The 19844-nt window shown below is 68.3% G+C and carries 19 protein-coding genes; 5 read left to right on the top strand and 14 right to left on the bottom strand.

Features of this window, described 5'->3' with window-relative positions:
- Window positions 1-6: 6 nt before the first annotated feature.
- The 3 genes from OC184_RS00940 to OC184_RS00930 all read left to right on the top strand — a co-directional run bounded on the left by OC184_RS00940 (window position 7) and on the right by OC184_RS00930 (window position 4434).
- Window positions 7-1758 carry a type I secretion system permease/ATPase gene (locus OC184_RS00940; RefSeq protein WP_265505293.1) on the top strand — a complete coding sequence of 584 codons (1752 nt, stop codon included), beginning with the start codon at window positions 7-9 and terminating at the stop codon, window positions 1756-1758.
- Window positions 1755-3062 (top strand): HlyD family type I secretion periplasmic adaptor subunit, encoded by a 1308-nt coding sequence (locus OC184_RS00935; protein WP_265505292.1) that lies wholly within the window; start codon window positions 1755-1757, stop codon window positions 3060-3062. The genes OC184_RS00940 and OC184_RS00935 overlap by 4 nt, the downstream gene beginning before the upstream one ends.
- A gap of 61 nt (window positions 3063-3123) precedes the next feature.
- Complete coding sequence (locus OC184_RS00930) at window positions 3124-4434, top strand: short-chain fatty acid transporter (protein ID WP_265505290.1); 1311 nt, start codon at window positions 3124-3126, stop codon at window positions 4432-4434.
- A 57-nt stretch (window positions 4435-4491) separates the two neighbouring features.
- On the opposite strand, the gene rnr is transcribed toward OC184_RS00930, so the two are convergent.
- Genes rnr through OC184_RS00910 form a run of 4 tightly spaced genes read right to left on the bottom strand, consistent with a single transcriptional unit; the run spans window position 4492 to window position 9059 of the window.
- Window positions 4492-6735: a ribonuclease R gene (gene rnr, locus OC184_RS00925; RefSeq protein WP_265505289.1), complete on the bottom strand. Its 2244-nt coding sequence runs from the start codon at window positions 6733-6735 to the stop codon at window positions 4492-4494.
- A gap of 4 nt (window positions 6736-6739) precedes the next feature.
- A complete protein-coding gene (locus OC184_RS00920) occupies window positions 6740-7156 on the bottom strand; it encodes a GNAT family N-acetyltransferase (protein WP_265505287.1) in 417 nt (138 codons plus the stop codon).
- Window positions 7153-8295 carry a succinyl-diaminopimelate desuccinylase gene (gene dapE / locus OC184_RS00915; protein WP_378926308.1) on the bottom strand — a complete coding sequence of 381 codons (1143 nt, stop codon included), beginning with the start codon at window positions 8293-8295 and terminating at the stop codon, window positions 7153-7155. The genes OC184_RS00920 and dapE overlap by 4 nt, the downstream gene beginning before the upstream one ends.
- Window positions 8292-9059 carry a sulfite exporter TauE/SafE family protein gene (locus OC184_RS00910; RefSeq protein ID WP_265505284.1) on the bottom strand — a complete coding sequence of 256 codons (768 nt, stop codon included), beginning with the start codon at window positions 9057-9059 and terminating at the stop codon, window positions 8292-8294. The genes dapE and OC184_RS00910 overlap by 4 nt, the downstream gene beginning before the upstream one ends.
- A 159-nt stretch (window positions 9060-9218) precedes the next feature.
- Between OC184_RS00910 and OC184_RS00905 the strand changes: the two genes are divergently transcribed.
- Window positions 9219-10826 carry an acyl-CoA dehydrogenase family protein gene (locus tag OC184_RS00905; protein WP_265505282.1) on the top strand — a complete coding sequence of 536 codons (1608 nt, stop codon included), beginning with the start codon at window positions 9219-9221 and terminating at the stop codon, window positions 10824-10826.
- Window positions 10827-10901: 75 nt separating this feature from the next.
- A complete protein-coding gene (locus tag OC184_RS00900; protein ID WP_265505280.1) occupies window positions 10902-11360 on the top strand; it encodes an META domain-containing protein in 459 nt (152 codons plus the stop codon).
- A 4-nt stretch (window positions 11361-11364) separates the two neighbouring features.
- On the opposite strand, the gene recO is transcribed toward OC184_RS00900, so the two are convergent.
- From recO to OC184_RS00850, 10 genes are all read right to left on the bottom strand, one after another.
- A complete protein-coding gene (gene recO, locus OC184_RS00895) occupies window positions 11365-12096 on the bottom strand; it encodes a DNA repair protein RecO (RefSeq protein ID WP_265505278.1) in 732 nt (243 codons plus the stop codon).
- Between the two features lie 63 nt (window positions 12097-12159).
- On the bottom strand, window positions 12160-13098 hold the full coding sequence (gene rarD, locus OC184_RS00890) for an EamA family transporter RarD (RefSeq protein ID WP_265505276.1): 939 nt from the start codon (window positions 13096-13098) through the stop codon (window positions 12160-12162).
- Between the two features lie 39 nt (window positions 13099-13137).
- Window positions 13138-13473, bottom strand: a complete 336-nt coding sequence (locus OC184_RS00885; RefSeq protein WP_265505274.1) for a DUF1491 family protein — start codon at window positions 13471-13473, stop codon at window positions 13138-13140.
- Entirely contained in the window at window positions 13466-14398 is a 933-nt protein-coding gene (era, locus tag OC184_RS00880) for a GTPase Era (RefSeq protein WP_265505272.1), read from the bottom strand. The genes OC184_RS00885 and era overlap by 8 nt, the downstream gene beginning before the upstream one ends.
- The gene (rnc, locus tag OC184_RS00875; RefSeq protein WP_378926362.1) at window positions 14395-15054 is read right to left on the bottom strand and encodes a ribonuclease III; all 660 of its coding nucleotides are present in this window, start codon (window positions 15052-15054) and stop codon (window positions 14395-14397) included. The genes era and rnc overlap by 4 nt, the downstream gene beginning before the upstream one ends.
- A 26-nt stretch (window positions 15055-15080) precedes the next feature.
- Window positions 15081-15872 (bottom strand): signal peptidase I, encoded by a 792-nt coding sequence (lepB, locus tag OC184_RS00870; protein ID WP_265505267.1) that lies wholly within the window; start codon window positions 15870-15872, stop codon window positions 15081-15083.
- Between the two features lie 73 nt (window positions 15873-15945).
- The gene (acpS, locus tag OC184_RS00865; RefSeq protein WP_265505265.1) at window positions 15946-16356 is read right to left on the bottom strand and encodes a holo-ACP synthase; all 411 of its coding nucleotides are present in this window, start codon (window positions 16354-16356) and stop codon (window positions 15946-15948) included.
- A 37-nt stretch (window positions 16357-16393) separates the two neighbouring features.
- On the bottom strand, window positions 16394-17128 hold the full coding sequence (locus OC184_RS00860; protein ID WP_265505263.1) for a pyridoxine 5'-phosphate synthase: 735 nt from the start codon (window positions 17126-17128) through the stop codon (window positions 16394-16396).
- Window positions 17129-17156: 28 nt separating this feature from the next.
- A complete protein-coding gene (locus OC184_RS00855; RefSeq protein ID WP_265505260.1) occupies window positions 17157-17996 on the bottom strand; it encodes a 4-(cytidine 5'-diphospho)-2-C-methyl-D-erythritol kinase in 840 nt (279 codons plus the stop codon).
- Window positions 17993-19801, bottom strand: coding sequence for a tetratricopeptide repeat protein (locus tag OC184_RS00850; protein ID WP_265505258.1), 1809 nt, complete (start codon window positions 19799-19801; stop codon window positions 17993-17995). The genes OC184_RS00855 and OC184_RS00850 overlap by 4 nt, the downstream gene beginning before the upstream one ends.
- Between the last annotated feature and the right edge of the window lie 43 nt (window positions 19802-19844).

Below are 19844 nucleotides of genomic sequence, written 5' to 3'. Positions count from 1 at the left end.
AGGATCATGGTCCGAAGCACAACACTTCATGACGGGGCACGCGAACTGCGTGCGGCCCGCTCCACCGGCTGGCGCCTGTTCCTGGCGGTGGCGGTCTTTTCGGCCGTGGTGAACCTTCTGATGCTGACCGGGCCGCTCTTCATGCTGCAGGTCTATGACCGCGTGCTGGCGTCGCGCAGCACCGAGACGCTGACGGCGCTGTTCATCCTGGTGATCTTCCTGTTCCTGCTGATGGGCGTCATCGACCTGATCCGGAACCGTGTGATGCAGCGGATCGCGGCGCGGTTCCAGGACCGGATGGAGGGGCGCGTCTTCTCGGCTGCCCTGCGCGAGGGGGCCCTGCGCGGCGACGAATCGGCCGCGACTGCCGGCGGCATGCGCGACCTGGACGCGGTTCAGCGGCTGCTGGGTTCTCCAGTGACGCTGGCGCTTTTCGACCTGCCCTGGGCGCCGCTGTTTCTGGCGGCCGTCTATATCTTCCACCCGCTGCTGGGCGTGGTCGCGACCATCGGCGGGGCAATCCTGGTGGCCACGACGATTGCGAACCGGACCCTGACCAAGGCGCCCCTGCAGGGGTCGGCCCAGGCCGGGGCGCAGGCGCAGCGGATGGCCGACCTTTACCGCGACGAGGGCGAGGTCATCGGTGCCCTGGGGATGCGCGGCGCGACCTTCGCCCGCTGGCGCAAGGCCCGCGAACAGGCGCAGCAGGATTCGGTCCGCGCGGGCGACCTGTCCTCGGGCTTCAGCGTCTTCTCGCGCAGCTTCCGGCTGTTCCTGCAAAGCGCGATGCTGGCGGCCGGCGCCTGGCTGGTGCTGCGCCAGGAACTGACGCCAGGGGCGATGATCGCCAGCTCGATCATGATGGGCCGTGCCTTGGCGCCGGTGGACCAGCTGGTCGGCGGCTGGCCGGCGGTCCAGGCCGCGCAGGATGGCTGGGCACGGCTGGCGGGCCTGCTGTCGCGCCATGCGCCCGAAGCTCCGCGCACCGCGCTGCCCCGCCCCGAAGCGCGGCTCGAGGTGCGCAACCTGTCGGTCGCGCCACCCGGCGACAGCACGGCGACGCTGCGTGGCGTCAGCTTCGGCATCGCGCCCGGAACCGCCCTTGGCGTGATCGGGCCGTCCGGGGCTGGCAAGTCCACTTTGGCGCGGGCGCTGATCGGGGCCTGGCCGGTGGGCGCGGGCAGCATCCGGCTTGGAGGCGCGACGCTGGACCAGTTTCACCCAGACGTCCTGGGCGGGCTGATCGGTTACCTGCCGCAGCAGGTGACGCTGTTCGACGGCACCATTGCCCAGAACATCGCCCGGCTGGCCGAGGCGCCAGACCCCGATCGCGTCGTCCGCGCCGCGCAGGCGGCCGCCGCGCACCAGATGATCCTGGACCTGCCGCAGGGCTATGACACGCGGATCAGCCAGACCGCCGGGCGCCTGTCGGGGGGCCAGATCCAGCGGATCGGTCTGGCGCGGGCGCTTTATCCCGACCCGGTGCTGCTGGTCCTGGACGAGCCGAACTCGAACCTCGACAACCAGGGGTCGGAGGCGCTGAACCAGGCGATCCGGCGGCTGAAGTCGGAGGGCGGTGCCGTGGTCATCATGGCCCACCGCCCCGCGGCGATCAACGAATGCGAAAACCTGCTGGTGCTGGAAGGCGGGCAGCGGCGCGCCTTCGGGCCGCGCGACAAGGTGTTGGAACAGATGGTGCAGAACTCGGCCCAGATCCTCAAGGCTCAATCCGCCGGCCAGAGGGGCGGCGTCGCATGAGCGGGCCGGTCGACAACCGCTGGCCGGTGCGCGGCCCGATCATCGCGGGGCTGGTCGCCGTCATCGTGCTGGTCGGCGGCTTCGTCGCCTGGGCCATGGCCACCCAGATCTCGGGCGCGGTCGTCGCCTCGGGCCAGGTCGAGGTCGAGCAGCAGCGCCAGATCGTGCAGCACCCCGATGGCGGCGTGGTCGAGGCGATCGCCGTGTCCGAGGGCGAATCGGTGAAGGCCGGCGACCTGCTGCTGTCACTGGACGGCACGCTGCTGCAGACCGAACATACCATCGTCGAGGGCCAGTACTTCGAGGTCTTGGCCCGCCGCGGTCGGCTGGAGGCCGAACGCGCCGATGCCGACGACATCACCTTCCCGCAGCTGCTCGTCGAGGCCGCGGAAGGCTCTGCCGAGCTGCGGGCGCTGATGGAAGGGCAGGCAAGCCTGTTCCGCACCCGTCTGGAAACCCTCCGCCAGTCGCTGGACCAGCTGGCCAAGCAGTCCGACCAGGTCGATGCCGAGGTCGAGGGGATCGACGCGCAGATCACGGCCCTCGCCGCACAGCGCGAGCTGATCGGAGAGGAACTGACCGACCAGCGAAGCCTGCTGGACCGGGGCCTGGCACAGTCGTCCCGCGTCCTGAGCCTTGAACGAGAGGCCGCGCGACTGGACGGTCAACTGGGCGCCTTGCAGGCGGACCGCGCCGCCGCACTGATCCGCCAGACGGAGCTTGAGATCCAGCGCCTGCGCCTGACGGCCGAGCGCCGCGAACAGGCGGAAACCGAATTGCGCGACCTAGGCTATCGCGAACTGGAGCTTGCCGAGCGCCGGCGCAGCCTGCTCGAGCAGATCAGCCGGCTGGAGATCAGGGCCCCTGTGTCAGGCCTTGTTTACAACATGCAGGTCACCACGCCGCGATCGGTTGTCAGGCCGGCGGACCCGCTTCTGTATGTGATCCCTCAGGACCGGCCGCTGGTGATCGGCGCGCGGGTCTCGACGATCAACATCGACGAGATCCAGCTGGGCCAGCCCGTGGTGCTGCGCTTTTCGGCCTTCTCGTCGCGGACAACGCCCGAGATCGACGGACGGCTGGACCGCATCTCGGCCGATGCGCTGATCGACGAGGCGACGCGCACGCCCTATTATCGTGCCGAGATCTCGATCCCGCCGCAGGAGCTCGACAAGCTGGGAGAGCTGGCCTTGGTCCCCGGCATGCCGGTCGAGGTCTATATCCAGACCGGCGACCGCAGCCCGATGGCCTATCTGGTCAAGCCGCTGGCAGACTATTTCAACCGCGCCTTCCGCGAAAGCTGACGGGGGCGGTTGTCATTCCTACCCTGCTGTCGCAGCCTTCGCGCGAGCAAGGAGGAAGAAGATGCTGAGAATCCTGTCACGGCCCGCGACGCGGCTGATGGAACGCTGGCTGCCCGATGCGTTCATCTTCGTCATCGTGCTGACGCTGGTGGCCGCCGCGGCCGCAATGTTGACCCAGGGCACCGACCCGGTGGCGCTGGTGCGGATGTGGGGCGACGGCTTCTGGGAGCTTCTGTCATTCTCGATGCAGATGCTGCTGGTTCTGGTGACCGGCTTTATCCTGGCATCCTCGCCCCCCGTGCGCCGGGTCCTGGCGCGGCTGGCGGGCTTGGCACGCAGCCGCGGCGGCGCAATCGTGCTGGTCAGCGTCGTGTCGCTGGCGGCCAGCTGGATCAACTGGGGCTTCGGGCTGGTGGTGGGCGCGATCTTCGCCAAGGAGATCGCGCGGCAGGTCCGCGTCGACTATCGCCTGCTGGTCGCGTCCGCCTATTCCGGCTTCGTGATCTGGCATGGCGGGATCTCGGGCTCGATCCCGCTGGTCATCGCGACGCCGGGGCACTTCACCGAAGACCAGATCGGCGTGGTGCCCACCGGCCAGACGATCTTTGCTTGGTGGAACCTGCTGATCGTCGCGCTTTTGTTCGTCATCGTCCCGCTGGTCAACCGCCTGATGCTGCCGCTGGAGCGGGAGCAGGTGCTGGTCGATCCCGAACAACTGCGCGACCCGGCGCCCGCGCCACGCAGCGCCTCCCCGACCCCCGCCGAGTGGCTGGAGACCAGCCCCCTGCTGATGTACCTGATCGGCATTCCGGGACTTGCTTGGCTGCTTCTGCATTTCGCGGGTGGCGGGGCGCTGAACCTGAACGTCGTGAATTTCCTGTTCCTGTTCCTGGGCATCGTTTGCCACGGCACGCCACGCAGCCTGCTGGCGGCGCTGGACGGGGCGGTGCGTGGCGGCGCGGGTATCGTCATCCAGTTCCCGTTCTATGCCGGCATCATGGCGATCATGGTCCAGAGCGGCTTGGCCGCCAGCCTGTCGGAGTGGTTCGTGTCGATCTCGACCGCGCAGACCCTGCCCTTCTGGAGCTTCATCGCCGCCGGGATCGTCAATATCTTCGTACCCTCCGGGGGCGGGCAATGGGCGGTTCAGGCGCCGGTGATGCTGCCTGCCGCGCAGGCGCTTGGCGCTGACCTGCCGCGCGTCGCGATGGCGGTGGCCTGGGGCGATGCCTGGACGAACCTGCTGCAGCCCTTCTGGGCGCTGCCGATGCTGGGCATCGCCGGGTTGCAGGCCCGCGACATCATGGGATTCTGCGTCATCAACCTGGTAGTCGTGGGCGCCGTGGTCGGCGGCGTGCTGTATCTGGCCTGACACGGGCAGGGGGCCAGCCCCCCGCACCCCCCGAGGTATTGCCGCAAAGAAGAAGCGTCAGCGTTTGCGGCGGCGCTTCGTGGCGCGCTTGAGCTCGGCCAGGCGGGACTTCACCGCCATCTGGCGTGGGCTGCGGCCACGGCGGCCCTTGGCGCTGCCGCGCGGCAGGGCCTTCCCTTCAAGTTCGAGAAGGTCCAGCGTGAGGCCGCCGGTCAGGGGCAGCGCCTCGGCCAGGCGGACGGTGACGCGCTGGCCAATGCCGATTTCTAATCCCGTGTCGCTGCCGATCAGCATCTGCGCATCGGGGTCGAAGTGGAAATACTCCTGCCCGATGGCGCGGATCGGCAGCAGGCCGTCGGCCCCGGTCTCGTCCAGCTTGACGAAGGCGCCGAACTTCTGGATGCCGCTGATGCGCCCGGTCATCTCGGTGCCGACGCGTTCGGCCAGAAAGGCGGCCAGATAGCGGTCGGTGGTGTCGCGTTCCGCCGCCATGCTGCGGCGTTCGGTTTCGCTGGTATGCTTGGCGGTCTCGTCCAGACGCTCGATCTGCGCGTCGTCCAGCCCATCCTTGCCCCAGCCGTGACCGCTGATCAGCGCGCGATGAACGACCAGGTCGGCATAGCGGCGGATGGGTGAGGTGAAATGCGCATAGCTTTTCAGCGACAGGCCGAAATGGCCGAAGTTCTCGGGATGGTAATAGGCCTGCGTCATCGACCGAAGCGTGCTGATGTTGATCAGCTCGTCGAAGTCGGTCCCCTCGGCCTGGGCCAGAAGCCGGTTCAGCTGGCTGGTGTGCAGCACCTGCCCCTTGGCCAAAGTAAAGCCCGATGCCTGCGCCACCTCGCGCAGGGCGTCCATCTTGTCGAGGCTGGGCTTCTCGTGGACGCGGAACAGCAGCGGTCGCTGGCGGCGGCTCAGTTCCTCGGCCGCGGCGACGTTGGCGAGGATCATAAACTCCTCGATCAGCCGGTGCGCGTCCAGGCGGTCGCGGAAGGCCACCGACTTGACGCGGCCGTCTGCCGTCAGTTCGATCCGCCGCTCTGGCAGGTCCAGGTCCAGCGGCTGGCGGCGTTCCCGCGCGCCCTTCAGAAGGCCGTAGGCATGCCACAGTGGCGCGATGACGTCGTCCATCAGCGGCGTCGTCCGGTCGTCGGGCGTGCCATCCGTCGCCGCCTGCGCCTGCTGATAAGAGAGCGAGGCGCGGCTGTTCATCATGCCGCGATGGAAGCGGTGGCGGGTCTTGTTGCCCTGCGCGTCCAGCCGCATCTCGACCGCGATCACCGGGCGGTCGACGCCCTCGTGCAGCGAACACAGATCCGCCGACAGCGCTTCTGGCAGCATGGGGACGACGCGATCGGGGAAATAGGTCGAGTTGCCGCGCGTCCACGCCTCTCGGTCAAGGGCGCTGCCAGGTCGGACATAGTGCGCAACGTCGGCGATGGCGACCCAGATGGTCGCGCCGCCATCCTCCTCGGTCACGGCCGCCACGGCGTCGTCATGGTCGCGCGCGTCCAAGGGGTCGATCGTCACCAAGGGCAGGGTGCGCAGGTCGTCGCGGCCCTTCATGGTCGCGGGCTTGGCGGCCTCGGCCTCGTCCAGCGCCTTTTGCGGAAACTCGTCGGGGATGCCATGCTGGTGGATGGCGATCAGGCTGACGGCGCGGGGGGCGGAGGGGTCGCCCAAGCGCTCGATGATACGGGCATAGGGCAGGCCCATCCGGCCCTTGGGGCCGATCTGCTCGGCCTGCACCAGTTCGCCGTTTTCGGCATCCAGGGTGGCGTCGGCGCGGATGCGCCACTCCTTGTCCTGTCCCTTGTCGATGGGCAGGATGCGACCGCCTTCGCTGTCCTTGCGGAAGATGCCGGTGATTCGGTTGGCTTGGGCGGTGATGCGGCGGATCAGGCGGGCCTGGTACTGGTGATCCTCGCCCACGACCTCGATCAGGCGGCCCAGGAACCTGTCGCCGCGACCAAGCGCCGGATCGGTCTGGCGCGGCGCATACAGGATACGCGGCACCGGCCCCTGCCCCGACCATTCCAGCGGGCGCGCGAACAGGTCGCCCGACCCGTCGGGCGCCAGCAGCTCCAGCACCGTCACCGGCGGTAGCCGTTCGGCGTCGAGATAGTGGCGGCGGCGGCGCTCCAGCTGGCCCTCGGATTCAAGCTCCTTCAGCAGGCGCTTCAACTCGATCCGGGCGGCGCCCTTGATGCCGAAGGCCTTGGCGATGTCGCGCTTGGAATTGGCGTCTGGATTGTCGGCGACCCATTTGAGGATCTGCGCCTTGCTGGGGATCTGGGTCATGGGCTCAGGCCAGGTTCAGGGACATGTCGCGGTGCGGAATGCCGGCATCGTCATAGACCGGCCCCTCGGCAACGAAGCCCAGCTTCTCGTAAAAGCCAAGCGCGTGCGTCTGCGACCCCAGCCGCGCCTGCGTGACGCTTTGCCGGCGCAGCAGGTCCAGCGCCGCCCGGATCAGCGCCGCGCCCAGCCCGGTCCCCCGCTGGTCGGGCAACACGCAGACCCGGCCGATCTTGCCGACGTCGCCGCGGATCAGGACGCGGGCCGTGCCCACGGGCCGGTCGCCGTCGCAGGCCAGCAGGTGAATCGCCTGACCGTCGAGGTCGTCCATCTCTTCGGCCTCGGGGACGTTCTGCTCCTCGATGAAGACGGTGCGGCGCAGCGCGTGGCAGGCGGCAAGGTCGCTGGTCTCGATGATCTTCATTCGAAATATCTTTCCAGGATGCGCTGATAGATGGTCTTCAGCTGGCGGACCTGCTGAGCGGGCACGCGTTCGTTCACCTGGTGCATGTGGGCACCGACAAGACCGAATTCCACCACCGGGCAATGATCCTTGACGAAGCGTGCATCCGACGTCCCCCCCGAGGTGGAGAGCGCCGGCTGGCGGTTGGTTTCCTGTTGGACGACTCCGCGCACCAGGTCGACGAACGCGCCGGGCCGGGTCATGAACGCCTCGCCCGAGATCTGCGCCGACACGGTCAGCGTGACGCCGGTCTCGGAGGTCACCAGCGCCGCCCGCTCGGTCAGCATCGCGGCCAGGGATGCGCCGGTGTGCAGGTCGTTGAAGCGGATGTTCACCACCGCAGTAGCGCTTTCCGGGATCACGTTCGACGCAGGGTTACCGCAGTCGATCGACGTGATCTGCAGGCCGGTGGGGTCGAAATGCTCGGTCCCCTGGTCCAGCGGTTCGGCGGTCAGGTCGGCCAGATACCGGGTCAGCGCATGCAGCGGGTTCTTCGCGCGGTGCGGATAGGCCGCATGCCCCTGCACGCCCTTTGCCGCGATGTGATAGGTGGCCGAGCCGCGCCGGCCGATCTTCATCATCTCGCCCATGACCTCGGGGTTCGACGGCTCTCCAACGATGCAGGCGTCCATGCGCTCGCCGTTCGCCTCCATCCAGTCGAGGATGGCGATGGTCCCGTCGCGGGACGGCCCCTCCTCGTCGCCGGTGATGGTCAGGATGACGGCACCGTCCGGCGGGGTCTGCGTGACGAAATCCACGGCGGCGGTCACGAAGGCGGCGACGCCTGACTTCATGTCGGTGGCGCCCCGGCCCCAGATCACCCCGTCGTCGTCCAGATGCCCCGAAAACGGCGGATGGGTCCAGGATGCCGGATCGCCGGGCGGTACCACGTCGGTATGACCGTTGAAGCCGAAGGTCCGCGCCCCCTTGGCGCCCCACCGTGCGAACAGGTTCGACGTGCCGTTCCGGTCGACGCGATGACATTCGAAGCCTGCGCCGCTCAGCACCTCTTCCAGCAGGACAAGGGCGCCGCCTTCCTCGGGGGTGACCGAGGGGCAGCGGATCAGGCGGGCGGTCAGGTCGGCGGCATCCAGCATCACAGGCTCCAGAGTTCCAAGGCGCGGCGGACAAGGTTCAGGCCGGTCAGGATCAGCAGCACCAGCGTCCAGCGGCGAAACTGCCCCACATCCAATCGGTCCTGCAAGGCAAAGCCCGCCTTCATGCCGGCAAAGGCGGGGATGCACAGCACCGCCGACAGGGGCAGCGTCTGCGCGTTCAGCAGGCCCGACACCAGATGCGCCACGGTCAGCGTGACCGCGCCGATCAGGAAGACAACGCCCTGCACCCGCACCTGTTCGCGCTTTTCCGTGCCGATGGACAGAAGATAGACGATCAGCGGCGGCCCCCAGATCCCCGAGATGCCGCCATAGAGCCCGCCGATGACGCCCGATATCCCCTCGGCCCGGCGGCGGTGGTGCAGGTTCAGGACCAGCGGGCGGCCGGACAACTGCCAGATCGCGAAGCCGGTGATCGGCACCCCCAGCAGCGCATACATGAGCCATTGCGGGATGACCTGCGCGAACCCGGCGGATACGCAGATGAAGATCGCGACCATGGCGATGTGCAGCCGGAACTTGACGACGGACCGGACGGCCGCCCCGGTTCCTTCGCGAAAGCCCTGCTGGACGTTGGTGAACAGCGTCGGCAGGATCATCGCCGCCAGCGCCACCGTCGCCGGCATGATGGACCCGAACGCCGACATCATGATCATCGGCATGGCAAAGCCTAACGCGCCCTTCACGAAGCCCGCGAAGGCGGTCACAACGAAGGCCGCCAGAAATTGCCAAGGCTCCAGTCCGAACATGCCGGCACGCTAGCGCCGGCGGGCGGGAAGGAAAAGGGCGCATCGGCGCGACCAATCACTGCGACATTTAAGAACTCCGCCTGCGCCTTCAGCGCAAAATTGTTGCGCCGCGATTGCGAAGACGTTACCCATGCTGCAACGCCGCAAAAGGAGGACCAGATGAAAGACGTGCAGCACCAAGGCCCCGCCGTCCTGTCCGAGCTTGAGGACCTGCTGACCCGCGCGACCGCAGGACTGCGGGACCGCGTCGCCAGTGGCGGGCGCGTCGATCCCGAGCTGCTGGAACGTCACCAGCATGCGGCGCATGCGCTGTCGTGGCTGGCTACCTACGTTACTGCCCTGCGGCAGCTGCATGCCTGGTCCGCCCGCGTCGAGGGCCGCACCGAGGCGCTGATCGCGCAGATCGGCTTTGGCGAATACCTGACGCAGATCGCCGGCGGCATCCCGATGAGCCAGACAGAGTTCGCGCGCCTGTCCGACCTCGGCGTGGACTGGAAACCCTCGGACGAGGCACGGGCCATGATGGCGGGCAACACGCCCGAGGCACGGGCCGAGATGGCCGAACTAATTGCCGGGAACCGCGGCGCTGCGACTGTCGGCGCATCCGGCCTCGACGAGGATCTGGAGATGATCCGCGACCAGTTCCGCCGCTGGACCGAGGACAAGGTCGCCCCACACGCCCACGACTGGCACCTGAAGGACCAGCTGATCCCGATGGAGATCATCGAGGAACTGGCTGAACTGGGCGTCTTCGGCCTGACCATCCCTGAAGACATGGGCGGCCTCGGCATGTCGAAGGCAGCGATGGTCGTCGTCTCGGAGGAGTTGTCGCGCGGCTATATCGGCGTGGGCAGCTTGGGCACGCGCAGCGAGATCGCGGCCGAGCTGATCCTCTGCGGCGGCACGGAGGAGCAGAAGGCGCATTGGCTGCCGCGCCTTGCGTCGGGAGAAATCCTGCCGACCGCCGTCTTCACCGAACCCAACACCGGCAGCGACCTCGGCTCCTTGCGCACCCGCGCGGTCCGCGACGGCAACGACTGGCTGGTGACCGGCAACAAGACCTGGATCACCCACGCCGCGCGCACCCATGTCATGACGCTGCTGGCCCGCACCGACCCCGCGACCGACGATTATCGCGGCTTGTCGATGTTCATTGCGGAAAAGACGCCGGGCACCGACGCCGAACTCTTCCCGACCCCCGGCATGACCGGAGGAGAGATCGAGGTTCTGGGCTATCGCGGCATGAAGGAATACGAACTGGGCTTCGATGGCTTCCGCGTCGACGGCGCAAACCTTCTGGGCGGGGTCACGGGTCAGGGCTTCAAGCAACTGATGCAGACCTTCGAATCGGCGCGCATCCAGACCGCCGCCCGCGCCATCGGTGTGGCGCAGAACGCGCTGGAACTGGGCCTGCGATATGCGCTGGACCGCAAGCAGTTCGGCAAGCCGCTGATCGCCTTCCCCCGCGTGGCCGACAAACTGGCGATGATGGCTGTCGAAATCATGATCGCCCGGCAGCTGACTTATTTCAGTGCGTGGGAAAAAGATCACGGTCACCGTTGCGATGTCGAGGCCGGGATGGCCAAGCTTCTGGGGGCCCGCGTCGCATGGTCCAGCGCCGATAATGCGCTGCAGATCCACGGCGGCAACGGTTTTGCGCTGGAATACCAGATCAGCCGCGTGCTGTGCGACGCCCGGATCCTGAACATCTTTGAGGGCGCGGCCGAGATTCAGGCCCAGGTGATCGCGCGCCGCCTTTTAGGATAAGCTTTAACAGGCTGGAACGAACGGCAGAACAAGGTTATTCCACGTCAGTTTCGCATTCCGCCCAAGGAGTTTGCCATGCCGCTGCCCCAACGCCCCGCCCTTGTCCTTGCCGCCGTCGCGACGATGGCTTTATCCGCCTGCAACACCCAGCCTGCGGGCGACCCGATGGGGGGCATTCCGGCGAACGACTATGTCCTGGTCGGCATCGGCAACGGCACCGTGCCGCTGCGCAACATCACCATCACCGTCCGCCCCGAGGGGGTGTCGGGTGTCGGCCCCTGCAACGGCTATGCCGCCAAGAACACGGCGCAGCTGCCGGCCGTCGCGTTCGAGCCGCTGCAGACCACCGGCGTCACCGACTGCAAGGACCTGGCGGTCGAACAGCGGTATTTCACCGCCCTGCAGCAGGCGACCGAGATGGAGTATTACGGCGGCGTCCTGCGCATCAAGGGCCCGACCTGGCTGATTTATGAAAGCGGCCGCCCGGCGGCCATGGCCACCGACGCCCTGTCGCAGGCGCGCGGCAACCAGTGACGCCCTAGCCCGGCTGACCGTCCCGGATCAGCCGGCGCACCAGGCGGTCCCGCGCCGCGGGCAGGTTGCGGCCGACCAGTTCGGCCGCGACGCGATGCTGCAGGAAGTGCCCGGTGATCGCCAGTCCCTGCGCCAGATCGCTGCCGAGGTTGTCACCCGCTCCGCCCATCAGGGCCGGAAGCGGCAGCAGCCTGTCGGCCCATTCGCCAGCGCCTTCGCGGCTGACCGCGCGGCCCGACTTCGGGCTGACATAGGCCAGCCCGTCGTGCCGGCCGGTGACGGCGCAGGCCGACAGGTCCAGCCCGAAGCCCATCTCGTCCAGCAGCAGCATCTCCCACGCCAGATAGTCCGCGGGCCAGTCGCGGCCCGCCTCGATCGCGTCCAGAAGCGCCTCGGTCCGCGCGACAAGGTTCGGATGCGGATCGCGTTCCGGCAGCGCAAAGACCAGAAGCGCGCAGACCGCGTTCAGACCGGCCAGCGCCACGGGGTCCGCCATCAGCCCGGCCCTCAGGCGCAGCGGCTCAGCGGTCAGGGTGCCCAGCTGATCGGCCTGCCGCGCGCGCCAGCGCAGCGACAGACGCGCGCCCGGCTGCAGCATCGCGGCCCTGCGCGGCGATGCACCTCCCGGCACGATGCCGCTGTGGCGGCCGTGTTCCATGGTCAGCACGTCCAGGATGACCGCGGTTTCGCCATGCGGTCGGCGGCCGATGACGGTGCCCTCAGCCTGCCACTCCATCCCTGCCTCCGCCTGCCCTGCCGGCAGCTTGCGCCAGTGTGGCCCCAAGGACCAGAGGGCGGATCACTGCATCCGCTGCGCCGCCAGTTGCCGCCGGTCGCGGCGGCGTTGGCCCGCCTGCCGCAGCAGCGTCACGGAGTAGATCACCAGCGCGGCCCAGATCATCGGGAAGGCGATCATCCGGGCGGTGCCGAAGGGTTCGTTGAACAGCAGCACCGCGCAGAGGAAGATCATCGTCGGCGCGATGTATTGCAGGATACCGATGGTGGACAGCCGGATCAGCTTGGCGCCGTTGGCATAGAACAGAAGCGGGATCGCCGTGACCGGCCCCGCGCCCAAGAGCAGCAGCGCCTGCCCCCAGCCGCCCGATAGGAAATGCGACTGCCCCTGCGCCGCCTGCCAGACCAGGAAGGCGACAGCAAAGGGCGTCAGCAGCAGCACCTCCAGCGTGAAGCCCTGGTTGGGGCCAAGCGGCAGGCTCTTCTTGCAATAGGCATAGAACCCCCAACTGAGCGTCAGCCCAAGCGCCACCATCGGCAGCCGACCGGCCTGCACCGTCAGGATGATCACGGCGGCGGCGGCCAGGGCGATGGCCGCGAACTGGCCGCGGCTCAGACGCTCGCCCAGCAAGGTCGCGCCCAGGAAGACGCTGAACAGGGGGTTGATGTAATATCCCAACGCCGCGTCCAGCGCATGATCATTGGCGATCGCCCAGACATAGATCAGCCAGTTGGCCGAGATCAGCATCGCGGTCAGCGTCGCCATCGCCAGCAGCCGCGGCTGGCGCAGCGCGGCCAGAACGTCATCGGACCGGCCCTGCCAGACCAGGACCGCCGCCGCGATGGGCAGCGACCAGATGATGCGGTGGGCGATGATCTCGGTCGGGGGCAGGTGCGCCAGCGCTTTCATGAAGATCGGCAGCACCCCCCACATCAGATAGGCGGCGATGGCATAGGCCAGTCCGCGGGGCGAATCGATCTGGGGGGCGGGGATGCTGCTCATCCCTGATGCATAGGCTGCAAGTTTGACCCGCGCCAGAGGTCAGATAAGCCCCGGCTGGTCCAGCAGCGTGGTGCCGTCGCGGCTCTCGATCTCCAGCACCCACAGGTCGGGGTCGCGGGCGCGCTGTCGGGCGATGGCGGCGTCAATGTCACGCTCCGGCCCCGTCTCGACGGCGACCCAAGGGCGGGTCTCGGTGTCGAAGTCCCATTCGCGCATCCACAGCGCCGCCGTACCGTCCAGATGCGCGCATTTCACCGCGACCGCGCCCGCCGTGTCATCCCCGCGCGACAGCACATAGGCCGGGATGTTCGCCTGCGCCAACCGCGCCAGATAGGCCGCGACCCAAAGGCCCGCCGCCAGCCGCGCCTCAGCCATCGCCGTCCTTGAAGTTCAGTCCCATCTCGTCATAACGCTCGGCCTCGTTCAGCCAGTTCTCGCGGACGCGGACCTGCAGGAACAGATGGACGCGGCGGCCCATGAATTCCTCCAGTTCCGCCCGCGCGGCTTGGCCCACGGCCTTGACCGTCTCCCCGCCCTTGCCCAGCACGATGCCCTTGTGGCCTTGCCGGGCGACATAGACGACCTGGTCCACGCGGGCGCTGCCGTCCTTCTTCTCTTCCCAGGCCTCGGTTTCCACCGTCAGCTGGTAGGGGATCTCCTCGTGCAGGCGCAGGGTCAGTTTCTCGCGTGTGATCTCGGCCGCGATCATGCGCATCGGCAGGTCGGCGATCTGATCCTCGGGATAGAGCCAGGGCCCGGCGGGCACGGCGCGCGCCAGCCAGTCGCGAAGCTGCGGGCAGCCATAGCCCTTCTCGGCCGAGATCATGAAGGTCTCGGTGAACGGATAGGCCTCGTTCAGCTGCTTGGACAGCGCCAGCAGCGTCTCGGCCTTGACGCGGTCGATCTTGTTGATGACCAGCGCGACGGGGGTGCCCTGCCCCAGATCCTTCAGCTGGTCGATGATCGCCTGCGCTCCGTCGGTCAGGCCGCGATGCGCCTCGATCAGCAGCAGGATGACATCGGCGTCGGATGCCCCGCCCCAGGCGGCCGCGACCATGCTGCGGTCCAGACGACGGCGCGGGCGGAAGATGCCCGGCGTGTCGACGAAGACGATCTGCGCCGGCCCGTGCATGGCGATGCCGCGGATGCGGGCGCGTGTCGTCTGCACCTTGTGGGTCACGATGCTGACCTTGGCGCCGACCATCTGATTGAGCAGCGTCGACTTGCCGGCATTCGGCTCGCCGATCAGGGCCGCGAAGCCCGCGCGGGTGGGATTGTCGTCTTGCGATTCGGGGGTCATGTCTTGGTCTCCAGCAGGTCCAGCATCGCCTGCGCGGCCGCCTGTTCGACGCCCCGCTTGGTGCCGCCGCCCTTGGCCTGGGCGTGGCGGCCGTCTTCCAGCCGCACGGTGATCAGGAAGACCGGCGCGTGGTCGGGGCCGCTGCGGTCGGTCTGTTCGTAACGCGGGGGCGGCATGCCGTTGGCCTGCGCCCATTCCTGCAACGCGGTCTTGGGATCGCGGCTGTCCTGCTCCACGGTCGAAAGCCGTGCGGACCAGTGGCGCAGCACCACCTTGCGCGCGGCGTCGAAGCCGGCATCCAGATAGACGGCGGCCAGAACCGCCTCCATCGCGTCGGCCAGCACCGCCTCTTTCCGGCGACCGCCCGACAGCATCTCGGAGCGGCCCAGCTTCAGCACCTCTCCCAAGGCCAGGTCGCGGGCGATGGCGGCGCAGGTTTCGCCGCGCACCAGCGCGTTGTAGCGTGGCGCCAACTGGCCCTCGCTCGCGGCGGTGTCGGCGTGAAACAGCGCCTCGGCCATCACAAGGCCCAGGACGCGGTCGCCCAGGAACTCCAACCGCTGGTTGTCGGGCCGGGTCGCGCTGGCGATGGAGCCGTGAGTCAGCGCGCGCACCAGCAGTTCGGGGCGCGCGAAGTCGTGCCCCAGCCGGCGCATGAAGGCGCGAATGTCGGCGCCCGGCGTCACTCCACCGCCTTGAAGAAGCGGTCCGGACGCCAGGTCCAGAAATAGAGAAGCGAGCGTCCCGCAGACGAGAACATGATCCGGTCGGCACGGCCGATCAGGTATTCGGCCGGCACGAATCCCAAGCCGCCGATCTCGGTCGGGAAGCGCGAATCCTCGGAATTGTCGCGATTGTCGCCCATGAAGAAGTAATGCCCCTCGGGCACGGTGAAGGTCGGCGTGTCGTCGGCAACCCAGCCATCGACGATGTTCAGGACGTCGTGGCTGCGCCCGCCGGGCAGCGTTTCCGTCGCGCGTTCCTTGATGCAGTCGCCGCCCTCGGGGACCGGGTCGTTGACGCAGCGGGGGATCAGGCCCTGCGGGCCCTGCTGTTCCTTGGTCTCGACGAAGTCCGCAACCGGGGTGATCGGCACGGCCTCTCCGTTCAGCCACAACCGGCCGCCGCGCATCTGGATCGTGTCGCCGGGCAGCCCGATGACACGCTTGATGAAGTCGACGTTGCGCGTCGGGTGGCGGAAGACCACTACGTCGCCACGCTCGGGTTCGCTGCCGAAAAGGCGGCCCGAAATCGGGCAGACCGAGAACGGGCAGGAATGGGCGGAATAGCCATAGGCCATCTTGTTCACGAACAGGAAGTCCCCGATCAGCAGCGTGTCCTTCATGCTGCCCGACGGGATCCAGAAGGGCTGGAAGAACAGCGTGCGGAAGATGCCCGCGATCAGCAGCGCCCAGAAGATCGTCTTGATCGTCTCCCAGATGCCGTCCTTTTTCGGGATCGTGCTGTCGGCCATGGTTGGTCTGTTCCTTCGGTCAGGCGCGGCCCCTGCCGCATCGCGCGTTCATGGTCCCCGGCGGGGGACAAAGTCAAGGTTGCGCCGGCCCCGGGCGCGCCTCGATCACCACGAAAGCCTGCGCCCAGGGGTGGTCGTCGGTCAACGTGACATGCACGACCGCGTGATGGCCGGGCGGCGTCATCGCGGCCAGACGTTCGGCCGCCCAGCCCGTCAGCGCCATCACCGGCTGGCCGGACCCCAGGTTCGCCACCGCCATGTCGCGCCAGCTGATCCCCATGGCCAGCCCGGTGCCGAGTGCCTTGGAGCATGCCTCCTTGGCGGCCCATCGCTTGGCCAGCGTCCCGGCCTCGTCCGCGCGGCGCGCGGCCTTGGCCAATTCGGTGTCGGTGAAGACACGGTGGCGGAAGCGGTCACCGAAACGGTCGAGCGTTGCTCGAATTCGGTCGATATTGGCCAGATCCGTGCCGATGCCGAGGATCATGCCGATGGGTCCGATGGGTATTTGGACAAAGAAGAAGTCACGTCCGTGCGGAATCCATGCAGCGGCGCATTTGGGCGATGGCCTCGCCCAGGCCGGTGAAGACTGATTCCGCGATCAGGAAATGGCCGATGTTCAGCTCGGCCAGCTGCGGGATGGCGGCGACAGGGCCGACGGTGTCGAAGGTCAGGCCGTGGCCGGCATGAACCTCAAGCCCCAGGTCATGGGCGATTGCCGCCGCGTCGCGAAGCGCGGCCAGTTCGGCGTCGCGATCCGCATGCCGCCCCTCGGTGTCCAGGTCGCAGTAGGCCCCGGTATGCAGTTCCACCACCGCGGCACCGATGCGGGCGGCGGCACGGATCTGCTCCTCCTCGTGACCGATGAACAGCGATACGCGGCAGCCGGCATCGCGCAGCGGGGCGATGAAATCGGCCAGCATGTTGTCGTTGCCGGCCACGTCCAGGCCGCCCTCGGTCGTGCGTTCCTCGCGCTTTTCGGGAACGAGGCAGACGGCGTGGGGGCGATGGCGCAGGGCGATGGCCTGCATTTCCGCCGTGGCGGCCATTTCCAGGTTCAGGGGCAGCGTCAGGTTCGCCATCAATGCATCGATATCGGCATCGCTGATATGGCGGCGGTCTTCCCGCAGGTGGGCGGTGATGCCGTCGGCGCCGGCAGCCTCGGCGATGCGGGCGGCACGCAGCGGGTCCGGCCAAGGGGTGCCGCGGGCGTTACGGATGGTGGCGACGTGGTCGATATTGACGCCAAGGCGCAGCATGGGATCCTCCGCTGAAGTTGCAGGCACTTTAGCCGGCAGGCGGGGCGGGCGCCAGTTCGGTCGCGACCGTCCACCAGCCGTGCCGGGCCAGCGCGGCGGCGGCGGCCTGCGCCGTCTGTGGGCGGTCAAAGATGCCCAGGCACGTCGCGCCGGACCCGGACATCCGGGCGAATGCGGCACCGTTCGCCGTCATCGCTTGCAGGACCTGGGCGATGACCGGGGCGGCGTCGATGGCGGCCGGTTCGAGGTCGTTGCGCGTGGCCGAAAGCCAGGCGACCAGTGCGCGGACATCGGCGAAGGAAGGAACCTGAGGCAGCGGCGCGTTGTCGCGGCGGCCCAGTCGCGCGAAGATCTGCGGCGTGGACAACGCGATGCGCGGGTTCGCCAGCACCAGGTGCAGGGGCGGCAGGGGCGGCAGCGGGGTCAGGATCTCTCCGGTGCCCTGCATCCGGGCGGGAATCGACGCGACGCAGACCGGGACGTCAGCGCCCAGCCTTTCCGGCATCTGCGGCAGTTCGCGGCCCATGCGCCGGGCCAGGCGCAGGACCGCCGCCGCATCGGCCGAGCCGCCGCCGATGCCAGAGGCGACAGGCAGGTTCTTGGTCAGACGGATCCTGGCATCCAGTCCGGCCAGCCGGGCGGCGCGCAGGCACAGGTTGTCGTCATCGGCCGAAAGGCCTTCGGCGAAGGGTCCGTCGACCTGCAGGGACAGCGGGCCGGGTTCCACAGTGACGACATCGCCGGCGGTCGCGAAGCAGACCAGCGAATCAAGCAGGTGATAGCCATCGTCGCGCCGCCCCGTGACGTGCAGCGCCAGGTTCAGCTTGGCGGGGGCGGGCTCGACCAGGGCCGTTGCGGTTGTCGTCATTCGCTGGCGTCAGCCTCGGCCCGCGGCGGTTCCTCGGCCCCGGTGGCGGCCTCGTCGGCCAGCACGGCATCAAGGCCGCGTTCAAGCTTGTCGCGGATGCGGTCGGGATCGACCTCGCCGCTTTCGCCGGGCTCCAGCGAAAGCGCACGGCGCCACTGGATCTGGGCCTCTCGCTCGCGGCCGACCATCCAGTAGATGTCGCCCAGGTGGTCGTTGACCAGCGGGTCCGAGGCCATGGTCGCGATCGACTGCTCCATCGGCGAGACGGCCTCTTCGTAACGGCCCAGGCGGTAATAGGCCCAAGCCAGCGAATCAAGGATGTAGCCGTCGCCCGGTGACAGTTCGACCGCCCGTTCGATCATCCCCAGTGCGCGTTCCAGGTTCTCGCCCCGGTCGATCCAGGAATAGCCTAGGTAATTCAGCAGGCTCGGCTGGTCAGGACGGATCTCGAGGGCGGCAAGCAGGTCCGCCTCGGCGCGGTCGAACAGGCCCGACCGCTCCAGCGCGATGCCGCGAGCATAGAGCGGGAACCACCGCTGCTCGGCCGGAGCGTCCTGCAGCAGCGTCAGCGCCTTGTCATAGCTGGGGATCGATTCGCGAAACTTCTCCTGCTGCCGCGTCACATCGCCAAGCGCGATCCACGCTTGCGCAAGGTCGGGATAGGCGGCGGTCAGGGCCAGCGCGGCCCGCTCCGCCTCATCGTGGCGGCCGGCGCCGGAGAGGGCGTCGATGCGCGACAGTTCGGCCTGCGGACGCATCTCGCCCATGCGGCGCACGGCCTCGAATTCTGTCTCGGCCAAGTCGAACTGCAGGCGGTCCTGCAGAAGCTGGGCGACCATCAGCCGCGCCTCGGGGTTCTCGGGCGAGATCCAGGCAGCCAGCCGGGCATGGATCAGGGCCAGAGGCTCGGGGTCGGGGCTGCCCGACAGTGCCGAAGCGAAGGACAGCAGCAGGTGCGCGATCCCGTCGGCAGGGCCGGCGATCACGTCGAAGGGCACCGGCTGCCCGGCTTGCAGGCGTTGGCGCAGCTTCAGAAGCTGCGGCTCGGCCTCGATCCCCGGCAGGCTCTCCAGCAGGGCCAGCGCCTCGTCCTGGCGGTCGAGCTGCGCCAGGATCTGGACGCGGGCGATCACGCCCAGAAGCGGGCTTCCGGCCTCGGACTGCTCCAGCAGGCGATCCGCGGATTCATAGTCGCCGACCAGCGCGCGGGCCAGCGCCAGATGATAGTTCACGATCGGGCCGATCCCGTCGGCGGCGGCCATTTCCTCGAACTTCGCCAGCGCGTCCTGCGCGCGACCGGCGCCCAGCATGGCCCAAGCCTGCATGGTGCCGTCCAGAAGGTCGTTCTCGATCGGACGGGCGGGGTCGCTGTCGGCGGCGATCAGGGCCAGGAGGCCGTCCCAGTCGCTGGCGCGGATCAGCTGGGCGCGGCGCAAAAGCCCCGCCAGTTCGGTGTCGCGGCCGGATTCGACCATGCTCTCGGCCAGTTCGGCCGCCTTGTCGACCTCTCCGGCCGAGGACAGCGCGACCAGGGCGCTGTCCTGCAGATAGACATCAGCGGGATCCTTGGCCGAGGCCTGCGCATAATAGCGGGCCGCAGCGCGGAAATCGTTCTCGACCGTGGCCATCCGCGCGGCAAGATAGGGTCCGGCAAGACCCTTCATCTGGGGCGCCGGCTGTTCCTGCGCGGGCCGCGGGTCCGGGCGATCCTCCTGCTGCGCCAGCGCCGGCATGGGGGCCAGCAGCGCCGCGACAAGCGCAAGGCGCGACAGCGTCCGGCAGGTCTGGTTCTGGGTCTGGGTCAAGGGCGGCCTGTCCGAAATCACGTTTGCGTTCCGGACAGCCTAA

Source organism: Paracoccus rhizosphaerae (assembly GCF_026162645.1).
Classification (GTDB): Bacteria; Pseudomonadota; Alphaproteobacteria; order Rhodobacterales; family Rhodobacteraceae; genus Paracoccus; species Paracoccus rhizosphaerae.
The sequence above is the reverse complement of the archived record's forward strand: the minus strand, read 5'-3'. Positions and strand labels throughout refer to the sequence as shown.